At 70.0% G+C, this 21,829-nt stretch carries 16 protein-coding genes; 8 read left to right on the forward strand and 8 right to left on the reverse strand.

Annotation, left to right across the window (positions count from 1 at the left end):
- Positions 1-154: 154 nt before the first annotated feature.
- On the forward strand, positions 155-2,170 hold the full coding sequence (locus ACT3T9_RS00540; protein WP_444501702.1) for an LCP family glycopolymer transferase: 2,016 nt from the start codon (positions 155-157) through the stop codon (positions 2,168-2,170).
- 81 nt (positions 2,171-2,251) lie between these two features.
- Here ACT3T9_RS00540 and ACT3T9_RS00545 read toward each other — a convergent pair whose 3' ends face one another.
- Complete coding sequence (locus ACT3T9_RS00545) at positions 2,252-3,688, reverse strand: mycothione reductase (RefSeq protein WP_441444749.1); 1,437 nt, start codon at positions 3,686-3,688, stop codon at positions 2,252-2,254.
- A 92-nt stretch (positions 3,689-3,780) separates the two neighbouring features.
- On the opposite strand from ACT3T9_RS00545, the gene ACT3T9_RS00550 reads away from it, so the two are divergent.
- The 3 genes from ACT3T9_RS00550 (at position 3,781) to ACT3T9_RS00560 (ending at position 8,027) form a co-directional block, all read left to right on the forward strand.
- Positions 3,781-6,156, forward strand: a complete 2,376-nt coding sequence (locus ACT3T9_RS00550) for an ATP-binding cassette domain-containing protein (RefSeq protein ID WP_441444750.1) — start codon at positions 3,781-3,783, stop codon at positions 6,154-6,156.
- A 35-nt stretch (positions 6,157-6,191) separates the two neighbouring features.
- On the forward strand, positions 6,192-7,031 hold the full coding sequence (locus tag ACT3T9_RS00555; RefSeq protein ID WP_441444751.1) for a putative RNA methyltransferase: 840 nt from the start codon (positions 6,192-6,194) through the stop codon (positions 7,029-7,031).
- Positions 7,032-7,205: 174 nt separating this feature from the next.
- Positions 7,206-8,027 carry an HAD hydrolase family protein gene (locus ACT3T9_RS00560; RefSeq protein WP_441444752.1) on the forward strand — a complete coding sequence of 274 codons (822 nt, stop codon included), beginning with the start codon at positions 7,206-7,208 and terminating at the stop codon, positions 8,025-8,027.
- A 117-nt stretch (positions 8,028-8,144) separates the two neighbouring features.
- Here the strand turns inward: ACT3T9_RS00560 and ACT3T9_RS00565 are convergent, their stop codons facing one another.
- The 6 genes from ACT3T9_RS00565 to sucC form a co-directional block, all read right to left on the reverse strand.
- Positions 8,145-8,966 (reverse strand): hypothetical protein, encoded by an 822-nt coding sequence (locus ACT3T9_RS00565; RefSeq protein WP_442332074.1) that lies wholly within the window; start codon positions 8,964-8,966, stop codon positions 8,145-8,147.
- A gap of 86 nt (positions 8,967-9,052) precedes the next feature.
- A complete protein-coding gene (locus ACT3T9_RS00570; RefSeq protein ID WP_441444754.1) occupies positions 9,053-9,955 on the reverse strand; it encodes a C40 family peptidase in 903 nt (300 codons plus the stop codon).
- A gap of 200 nt (positions 9,956-10,155) precedes the next feature.
- Positions 10,156-10,863: a metal-dependent transcriptional regulator gene (locus tag ACT3T9_RS00575; protein WP_441444755.1), complete on the reverse strand. Its 708-nt coding sequence runs from the start codon at positions 10,861-10,863 to the stop codon at positions 10,156-10,158.
- Between the two features lie 92 nt (positions 10,864-10,955).
- Entirely contained in the window at positions 10,956-11,873 is a 918-nt protein-coding gene (locus ACT3T9_RS00580; protein ID WP_441444756.1) for a CPBP family intramembrane glutamic endopeptidase, read from the reverse strand.
- A gap of 186 nt (positions 11,874-12,059) precedes the next feature.
- Positions 12,060-12,950: a succinate--CoA ligase subunit alpha gene (sucD, locus tag ACT3T9_RS00585; RefSeq protein WP_441444757.1), complete on the reverse strand. Its 891-nt coding sequence runs from the start codon at positions 12,948-12,950 to the stop codon at positions 12,060-12,062.
- 12 nt (positions 12,951-12,962) lie between these two features.
- Entirely contained in the window at positions 12,963-14,132 is a 1,170-nt protein-coding gene (gene sucC / locus ACT3T9_RS00590) for an ADP-forming succinate--CoA ligase subunit beta (RefSeq protein ID WP_441444758.1), read from the reverse strand.
- 270 nt (positions 14,133-14,402) lie between these two features.
- On the opposite strand from sucC, the gene ACT3T9_RS00595 reads away from it, so the two are divergent.
- From ACT3T9_RS00595 to ACT3T9_RS00610, 4 genes are all read left to right on the forward strand, one after another.
- Entirely contained in the window at positions 14,403-14,735 is a 333-nt protein-coding gene (locus ACT3T9_RS00595; RefSeq protein WP_441444759.1) for a hypothetical protein, read from the forward strand.
- Positions 14,736-14,749: 14 nt separating this feature from the next.
- On the forward strand, positions 14,750-15,235 hold the full coding sequence (locus tag ACT3T9_RS00600; RefSeq protein WP_441444760.1) for a hypothetical protein: 486 nt from the start codon (positions 14,750-14,752) through the stop codon (positions 15,233-15,235).
- Between the two features lie 149 nt (positions 15,236-15,384).
- Positions 15,385-18,393, forward strand: coding sequence for a multicopper oxidase domain-containing protein (locus ACT3T9_RS00605; protein ID WP_444605751.1), 3,009 nt, complete (start codon positions 15,385-15,387; stop codon positions 18,391-18,393).
- A gap of 28 nt (positions 18,394-18,421) precedes the next feature.
- Complete coding sequence (locus ACT3T9_RS00610; RefSeq protein WP_441444762.1) at positions 18,422-18,838, forward strand: VOC family protein; 417 nt, start codon at positions 18,422-18,424, stop codon at positions 18,836-18,838.
- Between the two features lie 163 nt (positions 18,839-19,001).
- Here the strand turns inward: ACT3T9_RS00610 and ACT3T9_RS00615 are convergent, their stop codons facing one another.
- A complete protein-coding gene (locus tag ACT3T9_RS00615; RefSeq protein WP_444605752.1) occupies positions 19,002-21,818 on the reverse strand; it encodes a UvrD-helicase domain-containing protein in 2,817 nt (938 codons plus the stop codon).
- Positions 21,819-21,829 lie beyond the last annotated feature (11 nt).

Genomic DNA, 21,829 nt, shown 5'->3' on the forward strand with positions numbered 1-21,829 from the left:
AGAGCAGTCCGAAGAGCAGTCCGCGGCTCGGCCCGCAGATCAGCCGGCAGAGCAACCGGCAGCGCAGACACCTGCTCGGCCACGGGGCCGTCGGGCCGCTTTCCCGCTCCACCAGCTCGACGGCACCGGATCCCCCGGGGCCGCCGCCGACTCAGTGGACACCGGCGCAGTCGGGACCGGCGCAGTCGGGACCGGCGCAGTCGGGACCGGCGCAGTCGAGGCCGGGGCAGTCGGCGCTGACGCCGCAGGCCCCGGGGAGTCAGCGCATGGCCGCCATGCCACGGCAGGGCCCGTCACCGAGCAGGACCTCTGGTCGACCACCACGGACGAGGCCTCCGCACCGGAGGATGACTCCGCACGGGAGCCGGCCTCCTCCTCCCCGCTGGCTCCGCCCGTCGGTGTCGAGCCGGCGACGATGGACGCCGAGCCCGCAGCCCCCTCCGGATCTGCGTCCGGTTCTCCCGCGGCGAGCGGTCCGAGGATCGTTCCCGGACGGGCCGCACCGCTCTCCGGCACCTCGGCCGAGCACACCGGCGGGTCAGCCGACGCTGCCGACGGCGCCGACCAGGACAAGGACCATGCGGAGGGCGCCGTCTCCGGCTCACTGCCGCGAGTCGCGTTCTGGACCGTGCTCACCTCGGTGCTGCCCGGTGCGGGCCTGGTGACCACCCGCCTGCGCCGGCTCGGCTGGGTGCTGCTGGCGGTGTTGCTGCTCGCGCTGGTCTCGGTCGCGGCCTTCCTGTTGCTCGGAGATCCTCTGCGCAACGCGATGATGCTGGTGACCAATCGCAGCGTGCTGATCGGGGCCATGCTCGCGGCGGGCGTCGTGGGCCTGGTCTGGGCGCTTCAGATCGTGCTCGCGAATCTCGCGCACTCGACCCGGGAGCGGCTCCAGGGGGCGAAGCGATATCTCGCCCTGGCACTGGCCGCGCTGATGGTTGTGGCGGTCGCACTGCCCTTCGGGCGCGGGGTGCAGTCGCTGTGGGCGCTGCAAGGCTTGATCGGCTCCGAGTCCGTGTTCGGCGGCGGTGGCGGCGGCGATCACCCCTTCACCTCCGGCAAGGACCCGTGGGCCAACACCGGGCGGCTCAACGTCATGCTGCTGGGCCAGGACGCGGGCGCGGACCGCACCGGCACCCGCCCCGACACCATCATGGTGGCCTCGATCGACACCGCGACCGGGCAGACGGCGCTGTTCTCGATCCCCCGCAACCTCGAGAACGTCGAGTTCCCCGAAGGCACGGTGGCCGCCGAGACGTTCCCCGACGGCTTCGACTACTTCGGCAAGAACCAGAACCTCATCAATGCCGTGTGGACCTGGGCAGAGGATCGCCCCGATCTGTTCCCGAATGATCCGGAGCCGGGCCTGACCGCGACTCGCTGGGCCGTTGAGGAGACCCTCGGTCTCGAGATGGACTACTACGCGATGGTCAACCTGCAAGGTTTCGAAGACCTCGTGGATGCTCTGGGCGGCGTGGATATGGTCGTCGAGCGCCGGATCCCGATCGGTGGCGGCGCCGCCAAGATCGACGGCTACATCGAGCCCGGGCAGCAGAAGCTCGACGGCTTCCATGCGCTGTGGTACGCCCGCTCCCGCGAGGGATCCAACGACTTCAACCGCATGTGCCGCCAGCAGCGCATCGTGCGGGCGGTCACGGAGGAGGCGGATCCGACCACACTCGCCCTGTCGATCCCCCGGCTGGTCAACGCCACCGAGGAGAACATCGTCACGGATATCCCGGTGGGCAACCTCGATGCCTTCGTCGACCTCGCCCTGCGGGTCAAGGACGGCGGCTTCACCTCGTACCCGATCACGCAGGACGTCACCTTCTCCGGGAACCCGGACTTCGAGTACCTCGAGGAATGGGTCGACGCGTCGATCGAGGATTCGATGACCCGGGAGGCACCGGAGTCCGTGCTCGGCGAGACCGAGCCCGGCTCCACCGCACCTGCGGAGACCGGCACCGCGCCGGCGGACGAGGAGCAGGAGCCCGGCGTCGATGAGGGCTCCGCGAGCGCGGAGGAAACTCCGAGCGACGAGCCGAGCAGCGACGCCGAGACCCCGACCTCGGAGGAGTCCGCCAGCCCCGGTGCCGGGGAGGAGAGCTCCCCGGCTCCCGAGATCGAGAAGGATCCGCTGAAGTCCTGCCTGCCCGGTTACGAGGAGTGACGAGCCGGGACCCGGCAGCGGCCCTGCTCACCCCACGGCGAGCGGGGCCGCGTCCTATGCACCGCTGCGCGCAGGGCTGACTCAGTCCACGAGCTGCAGCAGCGCGTTCTCGATCAGCTCCGGCATCGCCGGGTGGATCCAGTACTGGGTCGAGGCGATGTCGCGGGCGGTCTGCCCGGTGCTCATCGCCTGGATCAGCAGCTGGACCAGGGTGGTCGCTTCGGGACCGATCAGGTGCGCGCCGAGGATCTCCGTCGTCTCCGCATCGGCGATGATCTTCACGAATCCGGTGGTGTCCTCGAGCGCCCAACCGTAGGCGATCGAGGCGTACTCCTGGACCGCGACCTTCACCGCCCGGCCGCTGCTCCGGGCCTGTTCCTCGTCCATCCCGACCCAGGCGACCTGGGGATGGGTGAACACGCCGCTGGGGATCGGCATGGTGTCGCTGCGGCGCAGCTGCTCGGGATGCAGGATGTTGTGCCGCACGATGCGCTGCTCATGGTTGGCGACGTGCTTGAGCTGGTACGGGCTGGAGAGGTCGCCGAACGACCACAGGCCCGGCACCGGCGTCCCACCGGCGAGCACGCGCTGGTGCTCATCCACCTCCACCCGGCCGTCCTCTGCGGTGTCGATGCCGGCGGCATCGACGTCCAGCAGGTCGGAGTTCGGGCGGCGGCCGACGGCGACCAGCAGCTCCTCGGCCTGGATCAGCACCTCGGCGCCATCCCGCTCGCCACGCAGCTCGACGCCGCCGGCAGTACGGCGCACCGAGGTGGTGGACAGCCCGCGCTCCAGCCGCAGCCGCTCTCCGAGGATCTCGGTGAGCCGTGCCGAGACATCCGCGTCCGCGGAGCGCAGCACCTGCGAGGAGCGGGCGATCAGCGTGACCTCCACGCCGAAGGAGGCGAAGATGTGTGCCATCTCCACCGCGATCACGCCGGAGCCCAGGATCGCGAGCGAGGCCGGCAGCTGGTCGATCCGCATGATGGTGTCGGAGGTGTGGGGCTTCGCCTCGGCGAGACCGTCGATCGGAGGCAGCGTCGGGCGCGATCCCGCCCCCAGCACGATGGTCTCGGCGCTGATCGTCTGCACTGAGCTCTCATCGCCGTCGTTCAGCGTCACACGCAGCGTCTTCGCACCCGTGAAGCGAGCGGTGCCGCGCAGCAGCGTGAGGTTGGCATTGTCCTCGTGGTCGCGGCGGTACTCCTCCCCACCGGCGGTGATCGGATCGATGCGCCCGAAGATGCGGTCGCGGATCGCGGGCCAGTCCACATGGCGCAGCTGCTCGGTGAGCCCGAAGCGGGTGGACTCTGCGGGCGTGCGGGCGAGGTCCGCGGTGTGCACGAACATCTTGGTGGGGATGCACCCGAGGTTCAGGCAGGTTCCCCCGAACACCTGATCGGGGCCCACGCCGCGGTCGATCTGCACGATGCTGCGGCCAGCGAACTCCGGACCCGGGAAGGAGTTCGCGGAGCCGGAGCCGATCAGGGCGATGTCGTAATGCGTCACGTCAGTCACCTCCCCAGGCTAGCCGGGGCAAGCAGCCCGAGTGACACAATGGCTCGGCGTGGGATGGTCCGCGCTCCGATGCGCCCCGAGGAGCCTGCTCGATGTCTGCTTCCCACCACCCGGCCGATGCCCACGATCTGATCCGAGTGCGCGGCGCCCGGGCGAACAACCTCCGCAACATCTCCCTCGACATCCCCAAACGCCGCCTGACCGTCTTCACCGGCGTCTCGGGATCGGGCAAGAGCTCACTCGTGTTCGGCACCATCGCCGCCGAGTCGCAGCGGATGATCAACGAGACCTACAGCTCCTTCGTGCAGGGTTTCATGCCGCAGCTGGCCCGGCCCGATGTCGACTCTCTGCAGGGATTGACCACCGCGATCATCGTCGACCAGGAGCGGATGGGCGCGAACGTGCGCTCGACCGTCGGCACCGTCACCGATGCGAACGCCTACCTGCGCACCCTGTTCTCCAAGCTCGCGCAGCCCCACGTGGGCGGCCCCGGCGCGTACTCCTTCAACGTCCCCAGCGTGAGCGCCGCCGGGGCGCTGACGGTGCAGAAGGGTGCCAAGACCATCGCGGAGAAGACCACCTTCTCCCGGGTGGGTGGGATGTGCCCGCGCTGCGAGGGCATGGGGCAGGTGACCGACCTCGATCTCACCGAGCTGTACGACGAGGACAAGTCGCTCCAGGAGGGTCCGTTCCTGGTGCCCGGATACTCCGCCGGCGGCTGGTACGAGAAGCTGTTCGCCTCCTCCGGCTTCTTCCCCGCAGACAAGCCGATCAGGTCTTTCACCACGCGGCAGCTCCACGACTTCCTGTACAAGGAGCCCACCAAGGTCAAGCTCGACGGGGCGAACATGACCTACGAGGGCCTGATCCCGAAGATCCAGAAGTCGATGCTGTCCAAGGACCGCGACTCGATGCAGCCCCATATCCGCGCCTTCGTGGACCGGGCGGTCACCTTCATCGTCTGCCCGGACTGCGAGGGGACGCGCCTGGCCGAGCACGCCCGCAGCTCGCGGATCGACGGAGTCTCGATCGCTGAGGCGACCGCCCTGCAGATCACCGACCTCGCCGCCTGGGTCTCCACGCTCCAGGCGCAGCACGGCAGCGAGAGCGTCGCCCCGCTGCTGACGAACCTGTCCGCGCTGCTGGACGCCTTCGTGAAGATCGGCCTCGGCTATCTCTCCCTGGACCGTCCCTCGGGCACCCTCTCGGGTGGTGAATCGCAGCGCACCAGGATGATCCGTCACCTCGGTTCGGCGCTCACCGACGTCACCTATGTGTTCGACGAGCCGACGATCGGGCTGCACCCCCATGACATCTCGACCATGGACTCGCTGCTGGTGGATCTGCGGGACAAGGGCAACACGGTGCTGGTGGTCGAGCACAAGCCCGAGGCCATCGCGATCGCCGACCACGTGATCGACCTCGGCCCGCGCGCAGGTGCCGAGGGCGGCGTCGTGCAGTACGAAGGGGATCTGGCCGGGCTGCGCGCCTCAGGGACCCTGACCGGCACGCACCTGGACCGGAAGGTCTCCCTCAAGGAGGAGATCCGCACCCGCTCCGGCGTGCTCGAGATCCGCGGCGCGGACCAGCACAATCTGCGCTCCGTGGATGTGGACATCCCGCTCGGGGTGCTCACCGTGATCACCGGGGTCGCCGGTTCGGGCAAGAGCTCGCTGGTGCACGGCTCGTTGCCGAAGGGCGCCGGCGTGGTCGTGGTGGACCAGACCGCGATCCGCGGCTCCCGGCGCTCGAACCCGGCGACCTACACGGGGCTGCTGGAGCCGATCCGGAAGGCGTTCGCGAAGGCGAACGGGGTGAAGCCCGCCTTGTTCTCGAACAACTCCGAGGGTGCCTGCCCCGTCTGCAAGGGCGCCGGGGTGATCTACACCGAGCTCGGCTTCATGGAGACCGTCGCGACCCCGTGCGAGGAATGCGAGGGCAGACGGTTCCGCACCGACGTGCTCGAGTATCGCTTCGGCGGGAAGGACATCTCCGAGGTGCTCGCCCTCTCCGTGGCGCAGGCCCGGGAGCTGTTCTCCGGCCCCGAGACGAAGGTTCCGGCCGCGGCGAAGCTGCTGGGCCACCTGGACGAGGTGGGCCTCGGCTATCTCACCATCGGCCAGCCGCTGACGACGCTCTCGGGCGGTGAGCGCCAGCGTCTCAAGCTCGCCACCCATATGGGCGACAAGGGCGGGATCTACGTGCTCGACGAACCGACCACCGGCCTGCACCTGGCCGATGTGGACCAGCTGCTCACCCTGCTGGACCGCCTGGTCGACTCGGGCAAATCGGTGATCGTCATCGAGCATCACCAGGCGGTGATGGCCCATGCCGACCACCTCATCGATCTGGGGCCCGGAGCCGGCCAGGAGGGCGGGCGGATCGTCTTCGAGGGCTCCCCCGCCGCGCTGGTCGCCGACGCCTCGACCCTCACCGGGAAGCATCTGAAGCAGTACGTCGGCGCCTGAGCAGCAGCCTCCCGGCCGGACGTACCCTGGTCCTCGTGTCCCGCCCCCTCCCCGCGCCCCTCGCCTCCTGGCTCGAGAGCCTGGCCTGCCCGCGCTGTCACCGCCCGCTGGAGATCGCGGACCGCACGCTGCGCTGCACCGAACGCCATTCCTTCGACGTCGCGCGTGCCGGCTACGTCTCGCTGCTCACCGGGGCACCAGCCACCAGCGGCGATGACGACGATATGGCCCGGGCACGGGACAGCTTCCTGGCCACCGGCGCCTACGGCCCGCTGCGGGACGTGATCGCCGATCTCGCACCGAGCTCCGCCCGCAGGATCCTCGACATCGGCGGAGGCACCGGCTACTACCTGGCGGGGCTGCTCGAGCAGCTCCCCGCAGCGCAGGGTCTGTGCGTGGACACCTCGGTGCGGGCGCTCCGCTTCGCCGCCCGTGCCCATCCGCGGGCCGCGGCGGCGAGCTGGGACGTGTTCACCCGCTTCCCCCTGAAGGATGCCGCCGCAGACCTGGTGCTCGATGTGTTCGCGCCCCGCAATCCGGCGCAGTTCGCGCGGGTGCTGGAGCCTGGCGGCCACCTCCTGGTCGTGCGGCCCGACGCCGATCACCTCTCCCAGCTGCGCGCGCAGGTCCCGGGCATGGTCGGGGTGGACCCCCGCAAGGAGGAACGCCTGCATGAGGCTCTGGATCCGCTGTTCAGCACCGTCCGGACCGTCCCTGTGCGCTTCGAGGTGTCCCTCGACGCCGCTATCGCCCGGGATCTGGTGGCCATGACGCCGAGCGCGCGGCACGTCGACGAGGAACAGCTGAGGCTGCTGCTGACCGGCACCCGCGAGGTCACCGTCTCGGTGCGGGCGAGCCTGCACCGTCGGCGCTGAGGGCCCCTGGGAACACAGCGTTGTGGCCTCGCCGGTGCACGGAACTGAGGCCCCACGGGCGCTCAGCGGTGACTCTCCCAGCTCAGAGGTGACATCCCGGACCTGATGGCCGCCGCGCCCAGCGTGCTCACCTAGGCTGAGAGAACCGAGACCACCAGGGAAGAAGGAGCATCCGTGGCAGATCGCCGCTGCGTATTCATCGATTTCGACGGCACGTTCGCCCATCGGGGGGTGGCTCCGCGGTCGCACGCTGACGCCGTCCGCCAGGCACGGGCGAACGGGCACGTGATCCTGCTGTGCACCGGCCGGCCCGACTCCATCGTCGCCTCGGAGGTGGCTGCCCTCTTCGACGGCGTGGTGGCCTCCGCCGGTGGCTGGATCAGCGTCGGCGGCCGGGTGCTGCGCGATGAGCGCTTCCCCGAGGCGCTGGGGCGGCGCGCGGTCCACGTGCTGCAGCGCCACGACATCCCGTTCACGCTGGAGACCCCGGAGGCCCTGCTGTGCACGCCACGTTCCGCGCACGAGCTGCGTGCCCGGGTGCGCCCGCAGCTGCCGCAGGGCGGCGTGGGCAACGGTCTGCAGGACCTGATCGACGCGATACACATGCCCGAGGACCTCGCCTCCGCCTCCTTCGCGAAGATCTCCCTGTGGGGTTCGCCGGTGAAGATCGAGCAGCTGGCCGCGGAGATCGGGCCCGAGGTGGGCGCACTGCCCAACTCGATGACGGAGGACGTCAGCTCCGGGGAGCTGCATCTGGTCTCGATCGACAAGGCCGACGGAGTGCGGAGGGTCGCCGACCACCTGGGCATGGCTCTTGCCTCGACGGTCGGTATCGGAGACGGGATGAACGATCTGGGCATGCTGCAGGTGGCCGGGACCGCCATCGCGATCGACGGCGCCCCCGCGCCGGTCCTGGACGCCGCCGGTGGCAATACGGTGCCAGGACCGATGGAGCACGGCATCATCACCGCCTTCGAGCGACTCGGGATGCTCTGAGTCAGGAGGCGAGGAGCTCTCCCCCGAGGGCCTCTCCCCCAGAGCCCGATCCCCGGACCTGGTGGAAGTCGGACCCGATCCCCGGGGCCGATCTGATCCCCGAGCCCGACCCGCGGTTCAGCTGCGACGGCGCAGGCCCACCAGCACGAGGCCGATCGCGGTCACCAGGGCGCCGGCTCCGAGCATGATCACTCCCTGCGGCATCATCGCCGTCTGGAAGTGGCCCTCGAAGACCTGGACGATCGGGCCGACGAAGGGTGCCTGATCGATCGAGTCGGGCACCACGGCCTGCACCTGCTCGCCGAGCCACCACACGCCGGCCCCCGCCAGGATCCCGCCGAGACCGGCCATGATCAGCATGGCGCGGCGGTGCAAGGCGATCAGCAGGGCCAGGGCGAGCAGCACGAGCGCCGCCGGCCCCGCCCAGTACGCCCACGGGGTCACGGCGGAGACTCGGGTCAGCAGCGGGATGTCGGGGATGCTGGCCAGGGTGATGGTCGCATCCTCAGGTCGCGGGATCTCGATCGGCAGCTTCTCCTCCACCGGGGTGAGGATCCTGTCGATCACCGGGCCGAGGTCGACGTCCAGGTCCGAGGCGCCCGGGGAGAAGAGCGCCCCGTGCAGCTCGACCATGGTGGCCTTCCACATCGTGGCGTACACGCCGGTTCCGGTGAGCGCCGCGGCCTGCTCCTCGGCCAGCGGCGTCAGGCTCTCCTCGATCCATCCCGGGATCCGGTCGTCGCCCAGCAGCATCTCGACAGCGCTGTCGCTCAGGGTGCGCTGGAAGCCGGGATCCTCGGCGAGCGGGTCGGTGATGGCGAGGAATCCCTCGCGCTCGACCACGTTGTGGTGGAGCCAGGTGGCCGGCGCCCACAGTGCGCCGAGCACGACGGCGAGGATCAGCAGGACGACGGCGAGGAGATCACGGGCGGAGGACACATGCCTACGGTACCGGTCTCAGGTGCCTCGAGAATGGGAGCGGCCCCGCACCACGAAGTGGTACGGGGCCGATGCTGCGAGGGATATCAGCCGACGCGGATGAAGGTCCAGCTGCCGGAGTAGATGTTGCGCTCGGAGGTGTCCACGCGGCTGTTGCCGGCGTCGACGAACTGATTGCCGCCGGCGTAGATGCCGATGTGACCGGGCTTGTAGACCAGGTCGCCGGGGCGCGCCTCGGAGCGGGAGATGACGGTGCCAGCAGCGGCCTGGTCGCCGGCGCCGCGCGGCAGGCTGACACCGTGCTGGGCGTAGACCCACTGGACGAAGCCGGAGCAGTCCCAGCCGGAGGGGGAGGTGCCGCCGTAGACGTAGGGGGTGCCGATGCCGGAGCGCGCGGTGGCCAGGACCGAGCCGCCCTTGGCTGCGGAGGGAGCCGGAGCGGACTTCTCCTCGGACTTCTCCTGCGAGGAGGACGAGGAAGAGCTGGAATCGGACGAGCGGGACTCCTCCTGCTCGGAGCCGCCGTCGCGGCTGGAGCGCTCCTCGGAGCGCGAGGAGGTGTCGTCCCCACGGGTCTCGGTGCCCTCGCTGGAGGAGTCGTCCTGCTCGGTGGACTCCTCCTGCTCGGACTGCTCAGCGGCCTCGAGCTCAGCGGCTTCACGCTCAGCGGCCTCTGCCGCAGCGATCTCCTCCTCGGTGGGGCCCACCTCGATGGAGATGGCGCCGGCGACCGGGGCGAGCGCGGGCTCAGCCTCAGCGGTCGCGACCTCGACGGCCGGGATGCCCACGGGGGCGATGGCGGGGCTCAGCAGCGCGGGGGCGGCGTCTGCCTGGGGTGCGTCGGCCTGCGGGTCGGCGGTCGCGGCGGCCGCTCCTCCGAACAGCATGGCGGCGGCCATCGCTGCACCGGCACCGGCGCGTCCCGCCCTGGAGACGGGGGTCACCGTGCGCATGGCGCGGCGGTGAGTGTTGTTCGCAGTCTTCGACACGTTGTGGCTCCCAGCCCCGGGTGAAACCCTCGCGCAGCTCCGACGTCCTGCATCCCGTTCCGGTGCGCGTGGGGCTTCCGGGGGGAGTGCCGAGATCCTTGTCGCCTTGGCACGCCCTCGAGACTAGGTGCCCGGACCCGCCTACGTCAGGGTGACAGGAAGCTTCTGGGGAGAGCTTGACGGAGCCTTTACCCGGCGGTCTACGTCGTCACATGGAGCTGGTCCGCCACCACGTCGCCCACGGCGACCTCTCCCCCTCCAGGGCCCCGCAGCACGAAGCTGCCAGCCACTCTCTCCACCGCCATCTGGGCCCCCGGAAGAATGCCCTGACGTGCGAGTTCTCCGAGCAGCGCGACGTCGCTCTGGGCCCGCTCCCCGATCCGCTCGAGGCGCACCTGGCGGGTCTCGCCATCGGCGACCGCCTCGCTCAGCTCACGGCTGGGATTGGAGGGGTCTTTACCTGCCGAGGTGGTGTGGGTCTCGTCGATCCCGAGGGCGGCGAGGCCTGGGATCGGATTGCCGTAGGGATCCACATAGGGCGGCGTCATCTGCTGCGCGAGCCGCTTCTCGACCTCGAGGCTCATCACGTGCTCCCACCGGCACGCCTCCTCATGGACGTGCGCATAGTCCAGCCCGATCACGTCCAGCAGATGCCTCTCGGCGAGGCGATGCTTGCGCATCACGTCGGTGGCCACCGAGGTGCCCTCCTCGGTCAGCCGGATCCGCCGCTGGTCATCGAGATGGAGCAGGCCGTCCCGCTCCATGCGGGCGACAGTCTGGGAGACCGTGGGACCGGAGTGGCCGAGACGCTCAGCGATACGGGCCCGCATGGGCGCGATGCCGGCCTCGTGGAGCTCGAACACCGTCTTCAGATACATCTCTGTGGTGTCGATGAGATCTCCGGACACGGGCCCTCCTCAGTAGCTGTACGACTGGCGCGGTCCAGCTTAGTCGGCGCTCCGGGAGGCCACCGGCGATTTCGCCACTGGCGTCGGTCGCCTCAGCCGAGCAGGCTCAGCAGGTGCAGGAGCACAGCGAAGCCGTTGAGGAGGATATGGGCGAGCACACATGGCCACAGCCGCCGCCAGCGGCTCCAGATCACGCCGAGCGCGATCCCCGTAGTCCCCTGCAGCGCGATCACCTGTGCGGCATTGACCCATAGCGGTCCGTCGCCATGGGAGAAGATGTGCATCAGGCCGAACAGAAGGGACGCCGCCAGGATTCCGGTCCAGGGGCCGGCCAGCGCCTCCAGACGGGTCTGCAGCAGCCGGCGGAAGAGGACCTCCTCGCCGATCCCGGCGGTGACCGCTGTGGCGGTCGCCGCGATGATCAGCATCGGCAGCGGCGGCCAGGAGCTCGGCATGCCCGGGGAGAACGGGCCGATGCTCGAGAGCACTCCGAGCACGAGCACCGGGAGGATCAGGACCCACCGCGGAACCTGCGGCCGCGGGATCCGCACGCTGGAGCCCCGGCGCCTCTTCCCCACGCCGAGCACGAGCCCCGGGATCAGCAGGAACATCGCGAACTTCAGCAGCACGTAGTCCTCGGGCAGCGGGAGCACCGGCACCAGCAGCAGAAAGCCAGCTGCCAGCCCGATCAGTCCGGCGGACTCCGTGGCAGCACGAGGCTGTCTGCGCACGATGGCCGAGCTGTCTCCGCTGCCCGCCGGCAGCAGCAGCGCGAGCACGATCGCGAGCCCGGCGGGGACCAGCAGCAGCGGCACAGCCATCGGCACGTAGCCGGGATCGGCGGAGACGACGACCCCTTGAGGGCTGCGGAGCGCGGTCACCACGATGGCGGTCACGAAGATCCCGCTCAACACCCCGATCACCGCCGGATGGTCGGCGCGGGCGCGGTCGGCGAGCGGAGGCGTCACAGCGGACGATGGCGGTGCCGGAGCCGGGAGCTGAGCAGTCATGAGGACATCCTTCCCGCAGCCTGCGGGACGGCGCCTCCGCCGGACGGAGGAGATCCTCTCATCATCCTCCGCGAGCGATCCTCCGCGATCGACCTCGAATGCGCAGCGCCCCGGATCCGCAGGGGTTCCGGGGCGCTGGCGTCGCGGTGGGACGGACTCAGCCGTCGATGCCGCGTGGGTCGGCTCTCAGGCCAGGCCCTTCATGATCTCGCGCATCAGGTCAGCGGTCTCGGTGGGGGTCTTGCCCACCTTGACGCCGGCGGCCTCGAGAGCCTCCTTCTTGGCCTGCGCGGTGCCCGCGGAGCCGGAGACGATGGCGCCGGCATGGCCCATGGTCTTGCCCTCGGGGGCGGTGAAGCCCGCGACGTAGCCGACGACCGGCTTGGTCACGTGCGCCTTGATGTACTCGGCCGCACGCTCCTCGGCGTCGCCACCGATCTCACCGATCATCACGATGCCGGCGGTCTCCGGATCGTTCTCGAACGCCTCGAGCGCATCGATGTGGGTGGTGCCGATGACCGGGTCGCCGCCGATGCCGATGGCGGTGGTGAAGCCGATGTCGGCCAGCTCGTACATCATCTGGTAGGTCAGGGTGCCGGACTTGGAGACCAGGCCCAGCTTCCCCGCACCGGTGATGTTCGAGGGGGTGATGCCCGCGTTGGACTTGCCGGGGCTGATCAGTCCCGGGCAGTTCGGCCCGATGATGCGGGTCGAGCCCTTCTCCTGCGAGTAGTTGAAGAACTCGGCGGAGTCCTTGACCGGGATGCCCTCGGTGATGATCACCAGCAGCTCGATCGCGGCATCAATAGCCTCGATCGCGGCGCTCTTGGCGAACTTCGGCGGCACGAAGACCACCGAGACGTTCGCACCGGTGGCCTCCATGGCCTCGGCGACGGTCCCGAAGACCGGCACCTCGGCGCCGCCCTCGAAGGTGACGGACTGGCCGGCCTTGCGGGGGTTCACGCCGCCGACGATGTTCGTGCCGGAGTCGAGCATGCGCTGGGAGTGCTTCATGCCCTCCGAGCCCGTCATGCCCTGGACGATGACCTTGCTGTTCTCATCGAGAAAGATAGACATGTCGGGTGCTGCTCACTTTCCTGCGGCGGCGAGCTCGGCAACCTTCGCGGCGCCGCCGTCCATGGTGTCGGCCTGGGTGACGAGGGGATGGGCGAAGTCGGCGAGGATCTTGCGACCCTCCTCGACGTTGTTGCCGTCGAGGCGGACGACGAGCTGCTTGGTGGCTGCATCGCCAAGCTTCTTCAGGGCGCCGACGATGCCGTTGGCGACCGCGTCGCAGGCGGTGATGCCGCCGAAGACGTTGACGAACACCGCGGAGACCTGCTCGTCGCCGAGGATCACGTCGAGGCCGTTGGCCATCACCTCGGCGGAGGCGCCGCCGCCGATGTCCAGGAAGTTCGCGGGCTTCACGCCGTGGGACTCACCGGCGTAGGCGACCACGTCGAGGGTGGACATGACCAGGCCCGCGCCGTTGCCGATGATGCCGACCTCGCCGTCGAGCTTGACGTAGTTGAGATCCAGCGCCTTGGCCTTGGTCTCCAGCGGGTCCTCGGAGGTGACGTCGACGAGAGCGGCGTGGTCCTCGTGGCGGAACTCCGCGTTGTCGTCGAGGGTGATCTTGCCATCCAGGGCGACGATGTCACCGGCGCCGGTCTTCACCAGCGGGTTCACCTCGACGAGGGTGGCGTCCTCGTTCTTGTAGACATCCCAGAGCTTCTCCAGCACGGGGGCGACCTTCGCGCCGGTCTCGGCGTTGAACTTCGCGGCCTCGACGATCTCCTTCGCCTTGGCCGCGTCGATCCCGACGTTGGGGTCGACGGCCACGCGGGCGAGGGCCTCGGGGCGCTCGACGGCGAGCTGCTCGATCTCCATGCCGCCCTCGACCGAACACATGGCCAGGTAGTTGCGGTTGGCCCGGTCCAGCAGCAGCGAGAAGTAGTACTCCTCGGCGATGTCGGCACCGGCCGCGATCATGACGCGGTGCACGGTGTGGCCCTTGATGTCCATACCGAGGATCTCGGAGGCCTGCTGCTCCGCCTCCTCGGGGGACTTGGCGATCTTGACGCCGCCGGCCTTGCCGCGGCCACCGGTCTTCACCTGGGCCTTGACGACGACGACCGGGGTGCCGAGCTTCTCTGCGCCGGCCTTGGCGGCCGCCGGATCCTCCGCGACGACTCCTCCGAGCACGGGCACGCCGTGCTTCTCGAAGAGATCGCGGGCCTGGTATTCATACAGGTCCACGGGGTGGGTTTCCTCTCGATGTCGGCAGTGGGCGGCCGGCCGCACTGGCCTCGATGCCACCCCTGGGAACATCGCCAGGGTATCGCTTCCCCCGACCGTGATCGCACCACTGGCAATGGTGTGCGTGGAGTCTCACTCGATGCGGTCACGACCTGGCGGGGCTCCCCCGCGCCCGTCCTGCGCTCCCCGCGCCCGCCCTGCCCCCGCACCGCCCACGAGACCCGACCTCGTCCTGGGTGCATGTCCAGCCGGCGCGACTACGATGACGGGATGAATCGACGACCCCGCGGCCTGGTCCGGCGAGTACGGGACCACATCGGCTTCAGCGTGATCGCGATCGGCGTGCTGTTCATCGTGCTGCGGCTGGTCGGGGTGCGCTCCACGTTCGCGGGCTTCGTCCTGTCCGTGGCCATCACGCTGGCCCTGAATGTGGGCCTGTCCTACTACACCGACTACCGCGCGAAGCATCCCCGGCCGCAGCGGGAGAACCGCGGAGGCGGAGACATCCGCTTCCGTGAGGACGATGCGCGAGATCAGCGCCGCATGGACCCTCGTGACCGCGACCGCCACCCGGTGCGCGAGCATCGCGACGAGAACCGCTGAGAGGAAGAGTCGCCATGGCCGATTGGAAGACGTACGCGAAGGCCGCTCGAAATACGGCCCGCAAGCAGGCCCCGGAGGCGCGCGACGCCGCCCGGCGCGCTTCCGACCGAGCGGGCGGTTACGTCCGCGCCGCCGGGAAGGCGATCGACGAAGGGCGCGACGAGCACTCCTCGCCGCGGACCACGACCTCAGAACGGCCACGGGTCGACGGCGACAGGCTCCGCAGCGACGCCGTCGCCTACTACACGGTGGCCAGCCGCCGCGTGACGGCTGCGAACATCGGCCCCCGGATCCTGCGTTCTCTGCGGGACGCCCTGCTGATCGGGCTGTCCCTCTTCATCATCTGGGGCGTGCTCGCTGCGGCCGGGATCCCGATCCCTTTCACCACGGTGCTGATCATCGTCGCGGTGATCGTGGTGGTCAGCTTCGCCGGTGGCGTGTATGCGCAGTGGAAGCGCGCCCGGGAGGCGCAGCCGCCCGCCGCCGAGCCGCGGGCCTGACCGGCCGGCTCCGCAGAGTCGCGGGCCTGACCGACCCAGGACCTTCGCCACCGCCGTAGTGCGGCCCACGGATCTACTCTGGATAGGTCCCTGCCCGTGGCTCGACCGGATGAACGTCGTCCCGGCCGGAGCCTCCCCCCGAGGTGGTCATGCCTGAGCCGTCCCTCCCCCACGCCGCCACCCCGCTCCGCGGTCGTCCCCGCCCGGAGGGCTCGTCGGGCCGTGGCTCCTGGCATCGCCGCGCGTCCCGCCCCGTCTCGTTGTGGATGGTCGCGCTGGTCGTGGTGGTGCTGACCCATCAATGGATACCGCAGTCACGCTGGCTGCTGGTGCACATGGTGACCCTGGGGCTGATCACCACCTCGATCATGGTGTGGGGGCAGCATTTCACCGAGGCGCTGCTGAAGACCCGCCTGGGTGAGGAGTCCCGGCCCCGACAGCTCAGCCGCATCCGTCTGCTGAGCGCCGGGGTGCTGGTCACGATCCTCGGCATGCTGCCGACCTGGCCCTGGGTGGTGGTGCTCGGGGCTCTGATGGTCTCCGCTGCGCTGGTCTGGTACGCCGTGGCGCTCGGTGCCCAGATCCGAGCGGCTCTGGCGCCTCGCTTCGAGTTCACCGTCAAGGCGTACATCGGCGCGGCCTGCCTGATCCCGGTGGGTGCGACGCTCGGCGCAGTGATGGCGTTCAGCCCGGGCGAGCCGTGGCAGGGACGTCTGCTGCTCGCCCACCAGCTGGTGAACATCCTGGGCTTCGTGGGGATCACGGTCACCGGCACCCTGCTGACGCTGTGGCCCACGGTGCTGCGCACCCGGATCGAGCTGGCCGCTGCTCGGCGGTCAGCGGGCGGCCTGCTGGGCATGCTGCTGGCGGTGCTCGGTGCGACCGCAGGCGCCCTGCTGGGCTCGACGCTCCTCGGCTGCGCCTTCCTGCTCGCCTACCTGGGCTCCTTCGCCTGGGTCGCGGTGACCCTGATCCAGGTGACGCTCCGCGCTGCCCGCCAGGAACGCACCGTGCCGCTGCCGCTGTTCCCCGTGCTCTCGATCGCATCCGGGGTGATCTGGTTCGCGGTGACCGTGGTGGGGCTGCTGGCGATGTGGTGGCGATCGGCCGACGAGCAGCTCGCCAGCTCGCTGGTCGCCGCGGATATCCAGCAGCTGACTGTTCCGTTCGTGACCGGCTTCCTGCTGCAGGTGCTGCTGGGCGCGATGGGCTACCTGCTGCCTGTGACGATGCGCGGCGGCCCACGGTCCACGAAGGCCGCGCTCGAGGTGATGAGCCGCTTCGCGGTGCTGCGCATCGTCACCTACAACCTCGCGGTCGCACTGTTCGTGCTGTCCGGGATCGGGACCTCCGCCTCTGGGGCGGTGTTCGCTGCGCTCACGCTCGGAACGGCCGACGTCGCGGACTTCGGGTCGTTGTCGCGGGTGGTGCTCTCGCTGCTGGGCTTCGCGGTGCTGTTCACGTTCCTGGTGCTGATGGTCATGGCCATCAGGGCGAGCGTGCGGAATCGAGGCGTCGGCCTGCCGATGCCGGTCCGGGCCCCTGACACGGCGCCCGGCGCCGCGACCGGGACCGCCTCGGCCCTGCCGGTCCCGTCGACTCCCGTCAGCGCGGCGGCACCGGCCGCCGTTCCAGCCACCGCCGACGCAGCGGCATCGCCTTCCGCTCCGTCCCCCACCGGCGAGGCGGCAGCGCCCTCCCCGTCGGCCCCGCCCCGGGCAGCGGCCGCTTCGGCGTCCCGCTCCGAGGGGATGGACCGTCGGGCGCTGACCGGTGCGCTGCTGGGAATCGGTTCGGTGCTGGGAGCGACAGCGCTGGGCACCTCGCTGGACCGTGCACAGGGTTCGGTCCCCGACCACGGCGCTCTGCACGGGGCCGGCGTCGGCAGCGCGGTCGCCCCCACCGGAGCGACCACCACCATCGCGGTGAGCATGGCGGAGATGCGCTTCTCCCCCTCCACTCTCGACGTGCCCGCCGGGAACGCGCTGGTGATCGAGCTGAGCAATGACGACCCCTATGACGTGCACGACCTCGTGCTGGCCAGCGGTGTCTCCTCCGGTCGGCTGCAGCCCGGGGAGAGCACCACGGTGGATGCCGGGGTGATCGGCCACGACCTGGAAGGCTGGTGCTCGATCGTCGGCCACCGCGCGATGGGGATGACCCTCCAGATCACTGCCGGCGGAGCAGGCGCCGCACCCGGGCCCGAGCATCCTTCCGCTGGTGCGACCGGGCAGGAGCTCGCTCGGATCCCCCTGGATCTGCAGGCCGCTCCGGGCACCGCCCACCGCCCCCGCCCGGCGCTCCTGCCGCCGAGCGCAGGACCGCAGCAGCGCCTCCCCCTCGAGATCACGGAGGTCGACGCCGAGATCGCCCCGGGGGTGCGGATGGACGCCATGACCTTCGGCGGCACGGTGGTCGGTCCGGTGCTGCGCTCTGAGCTCGGGGCACGGCTCACCGTCGATCTGGTGAACCACGGCTCGATGGGGCACTCGCTGGACCTGCACGCCGGACGCATCTCCCCTGACCAGTCGATGCGCACCATCCCGCCCGGCGAGAGCCTCGAATACTCGATCACCACCGATCACGCCGGGATCTGGCTCTATCACTGCTCGACCATACCGATGAGCGTCCACCTGGCTGCCGGGATGGTCGGTGCGCTGATCGTCCCGCCAGCTGTCCTCGCGGAGGTGGACCGCGAGTACGTGCTGGTCCAGTCCGAGCACTACCTGGTTCCCGAGGGCGCCGCCGGATATGACGCGGCGATGCACGAGGGCGCCCATCCCGTCAGCCCTGCGAAGATCGCGGCCGAGCAGCCGGACGTCACCGTGTTCAACGGGCATGCCAACCAGTACGTCCACGCCCCGCTCGAGGCTCGGGTGGGTGAACGGGTGCGCCTGTGGGTGCTCGCCGCCGGCCCGTCGCGGGGGATCTCCTTCCATGTGGTGGGCGGGGTGTTCGACACCGTGTTCAAGGAGGGTGAGTATCTGCTGCGCCCGGACAACGAGAACCGTGGCGGGTCGCAGGCGCTGGACCTCGCTGCCGCGCAGGGCGGGTTCGTCGAGCTGGTCTTCGACGAGCCGGGCACCTATACCGCGGTGAACCACTCCTTCGTGGAGATGGAGCGCGGGGCGCGAGCACTGATCCGGGTGACCGGCTGAGAGTCCGCTGCGGGGGTACCGTCAGCCCATGACCTCACCGCCGCCTCGTTCAGGCCTCCATCATCTTGAGCTGTGGACCGCAGATCTCGCCGCCGCAGAGCCAGCCTGGCACTGGCTGATGACGACCCTCGGCTGGGCGGCCGAACGGTTGGAGGGCTGGGAGCGGGGCCGCATCTGGCGCTCGGCAGATGGCGGCTACCTGGTGCTCGAGCAGTCCCCGGACGTGCTCGGCACGCGCTCGGAGCGTCGCTCCCCGGGCATGAACCATCTCGCCCTGCGGGTGACCGACCGTGCCGTCCTCGACGCGATCAGGAGCGCCGCCCCGGAGCACGGCTGGCGCGAGCTGTTCGCCGAGCGCTACCCACACGCCGGCGGGCAGGACCACACAGCCTGGTACGGCGAGGACGCCGAGGGCATCGAGGTGGAGCTGGTCCTCGCTCCCTGAGCCCGGCTGAGCAGGCCGCGCCGGAGTTCGGTCCGACGGGCCACGCACGAGCCAGGCCCCTGGGCTCCGCCGGAGTCAGGCCCTCGACCCCGCCAGAGCCCGGCCCCGCGAGTCCCGCAAGAGCGGGGCCTCGCGGTCCAGGTGTGCTCAGAGCTTGGTGTGCTCAGAGCTTGGTGACTGCGGCGTAGCGCAGCACCAGGCGCTTGGTGCCGTGCGGAGGCTTGAACTGCACCTCGATCTGGGTCTTGTCCCCCTGCCCGGCGACCTCGGTGACCGTCCCCATCCCGAAGGAGTCATGGGTGATCCGATCACCTGCCACGAGCTGGGGCAGCTTCTCCGCAGGGGTCGCCTTGCGGCCCGAGCCGAGGCTCGGTCGCTTGATGTCGCTGCGCCCGCCGCCGATGCCGCCGCTGAAGGAGGGTCCGCGTTGGGAGCTGGTGCTGCGGCCCCCGCCGTAGCCGCCCGAGCCGCTGTAGCTCCCGCCGAATCCGGCACCGCTGAGGGTGGACCCCGCACGGGCGACGTCGAGCACCTCTTCAGGGACCTCGTCGAGGAAGCGACTGGCGGGCATGAACTGCGACTGCCCCCAGGTGGAGCGCATCTGCGCGCGGGTCAGGTAGAGCTTCTCTCGGGCGCGAGTGATGCCCACATACGCGAGGCGCCGCTCCTCCTCGAGCTCCTCCGGGTCGCCGAGCGTGCGGTTGTGGGGGAAGGTGCCGTCCTCCATCCCGGTGAGGAAGACGACCGGGAACTCGAGGCCCTTGGCGGTGTGGAGGGTCATCAAGGTGACGAACTGGTCCTCCTCCCCGGGGATCTGGTCCGCATCGGCGACCAGGGAGACCTTCTCCAGGAAGCGGTCCACAAGGCTCGCCTCGGGATCATCCGGAGCAGTCAGTGCGGCATCGGGCGCGACGTCGGCGCCGGGAGCATCCGCTGCGGGGGTGGCGTCAGCGGCGGTGGTGGTGGTGACGGTGGCGGAGCTCACATCGACCGCTGCCGGAGCGTCGCCTGCCTCCGCCATCTCGTCCTCGTACTCGCTGGCCACCGCGTCGGCCTCTTCGGTCTGCGCCTCGAACTCGGCGGCGACGCTGATCAGCTCGGCGAGGTTCTCCAGACGGGACTCGTCCTGCGGATCATCGCTGCCCTGCAGCTCGGCGTAATAGCCCGAGCGCTGCAGGATCGCCTCGAGCAGCGCGGCGGGGCCGTGCCCGACCTCGGCCATCTCCTGCAGATCCTCGAGCATCGCCACGAAGACGCGCACGGCGTTCAGCGAGCGCGTGGCGATTCCGGGCGCCTCCTCGGCACGGCGCAGTGCCTCGCCGAACCCGATCCGGTCTCGTTCGGCGAGCATCGCAATCGTTGCTTCGGCCCGGTCGCCGATGCCGCGTTTGGGGACGTTGAGGATGCGGCGCAGGTTGATCTCGTCGGCCGGGTTGGCGAGCACCTGCAGGTAGGCGATCGCGTCCTTGATCTCACGGCGCTCGTAGAAGCGCGTGCCACCGACCACCCGATAGGGCAGCCCGACCCGGATCAGCTGGTCCTCGAGCGCCCGGGACTGGGCGTTGGCGCGGTAGAAGATCGCGATCTCGCCGGCGCGGCGGCCGTCGTCCACCAGGGCGTCGATCTGGCGGCCGATGTACCGGGCCTCCTCCCGCTCGTCGTCGGCGACATAGAGGGTGATCTTCTCGCCCTGTCCCTGATCGGTCCACAGGTTCTTCTTGCGGCGCCCGGCGTTCTCCTCGATCACGGAGTTCGCCGCGGACAGGATGTTCTGGGTGGAGCGGTAGTTCTGCTCGAGCACGATGGTGCGGGCTGAGGGGAAGTCCTGCTCGAACTCGACGATGTTGCGGATCGTCGCACCGCGGAAGGCGTAGATCGACTGATCCGAGTCGCCCACGACGGTGAGGTCAGCGCGAGGGTCCTCCCCCACGAGCTCTCGCACCAGCTGGTACTGGGCGGTGTTGGTGTCCTGGTACTCGTCCACCAGCAGGTGTCGGAAGCGCCGGCGATAGCCCTCCCGGATCGCCGGGTTGTCCCGCAGCAGGGTCACCGTCAGCCCGATCAGGTCATCGAAGTCCACGGCATTGGCCTGGCGCAGCCGCTCGGTGTAGTTCGTGAAGATCCGGGCCAGGGTCCGCTCGAAGGGATTCTTCGCACTCTCCGCCTGGGCGGCGAAGTCCGCCGGCTCGACCAGGTCGTTCTTCAGGCTCGAGATGCGCGAGGCCAGTGCCCGGGGCGCGTGCTTCTTGGTGTCCAGCTGCAGGTCCTTGGCGATCGTGGTGATCAGCCGCAGCGAGTCCGCGCTGTCGTAGATGGTGAAGGAGCTCTTGAGCCCAGCCGCCTGGGCGTCCCGGCGCAGGATGCGCACGCAGGCGCTGTGGAAGGTGGCGACCCACATGCTGCGGGCCACCGGACCCACCAGCTCTCCCACGCGTTCGCGCATCTCGGCCGCCGCCTTGTTGGTGAAGGTGATCGCGAGGATCTCCCCGGGCATCGCCTCACCGGTGCGCAGCAGGTGCGCGATCCTGCGGGTGAGCACGCGGGTCTTGCCCGAGCCGGCACCGGCGACGATCAGCAGGGGGCTGCCGCGATGCTCGACGGCCTCGTGCTGGGCCGGGTTCAGCCCGTCGGTCAGTTCTGCGAGCCCCGCCGCTGCGGCGCCGGCAGGCGACCTCCAGCCGCCGCTCTCCGATCCACGCTCAGCGGGATGCGGGGCCTCCTCCAGATCCGCCGGGGGCTGGGGTACGGGGCGGTCCTGCGCCGGCGGCGCCGAATCGAAGGGAGGCTCCTCGCCATAGGGCGGTTCGTCCTCGCCATAGAACGGTTCGTCGTCCTCCGGGGGGCCGTCGGGCAGCGGCGGCTGCTCGGAGCGATCGCGCTCCTGCTCGCGCCTCGTCGCGGAAGCGGCAGGGGTCACCGACACGCCATCCAGTCGGCGGAAGGCATCGGGCAGCGAGAGGTCGTCGAAAAGTGAGCTCATGAGGGTTCCAG

The sequence above is a fragment of the Brachybacterium sp. AOP29-B2-41 genome, from assembly GCF_052378395.1.
GTDB lineage: Bacteria > Actinomycetota > Actinomycetes > Actinomycetales > Dermabacteraceae > Brachybacterium.

Bases quoted from the DNA above. Each gene is read 5' to 3' on its own strand.
- ACT3T9_RS00550 (WP_441444750.1), top strand. From the start codon at position 3,781: ATGTCTGCTTCCCACCACCCGGCCGATGCCCACGATCTGATCCGAGTG.
- ACT3T9_RS00580 (WP_441444756.1), bottom strand. From the start codon at position 11,873: ATGACTGCTCAGCTCCCGGCTCCGGCACCGCCATCGTCCGCTGTGACG.
- sucD (WP_441444757.1), bottom strand. From the start codon at position 12,950: ATGTCTATCTTTCTCGATGAGAACAGCAAGGTCATCGTCCAGGGCATG.
- ACT3T9_RS00595 (WP_441444759.1), top strand. From the start codon at position 14,403: ATGAATCGACGACCCCGCGGCCTGGTCCGGCGAGTACGGGACCACATC.
- ACT3T9_RS00600 (WP_441444760.1), top strand. From the start codon at position 14,750: ATGGCCGATTGGAAGACGTACGCGAAGGCCGCTCGAAATACGGCCCGC.
- ACT3T9_RS00605 (WP_444605751.1), top strand. From the start codon at position 15,385: ATGCCTGAGCCGTCCCTCCCCCACGCCGCCACCCCGCTCCGCGGTCGT.
- ACT3T9_RS00610 (WP_441444762.1), top strand. From the start codon at position 18,422: ATGACCTCACCGCCGCCTCGTTCAGGCCTCCATCATCTTGAGCTGTGG.
- ACT3T9_RS00615 (WP_444605752.1), bottom strand. From the start codon at position 21,818: ATGAGCTCACTTTTCGACGACCTCTCGCTGCCCGATGCCTTCCGCCGA.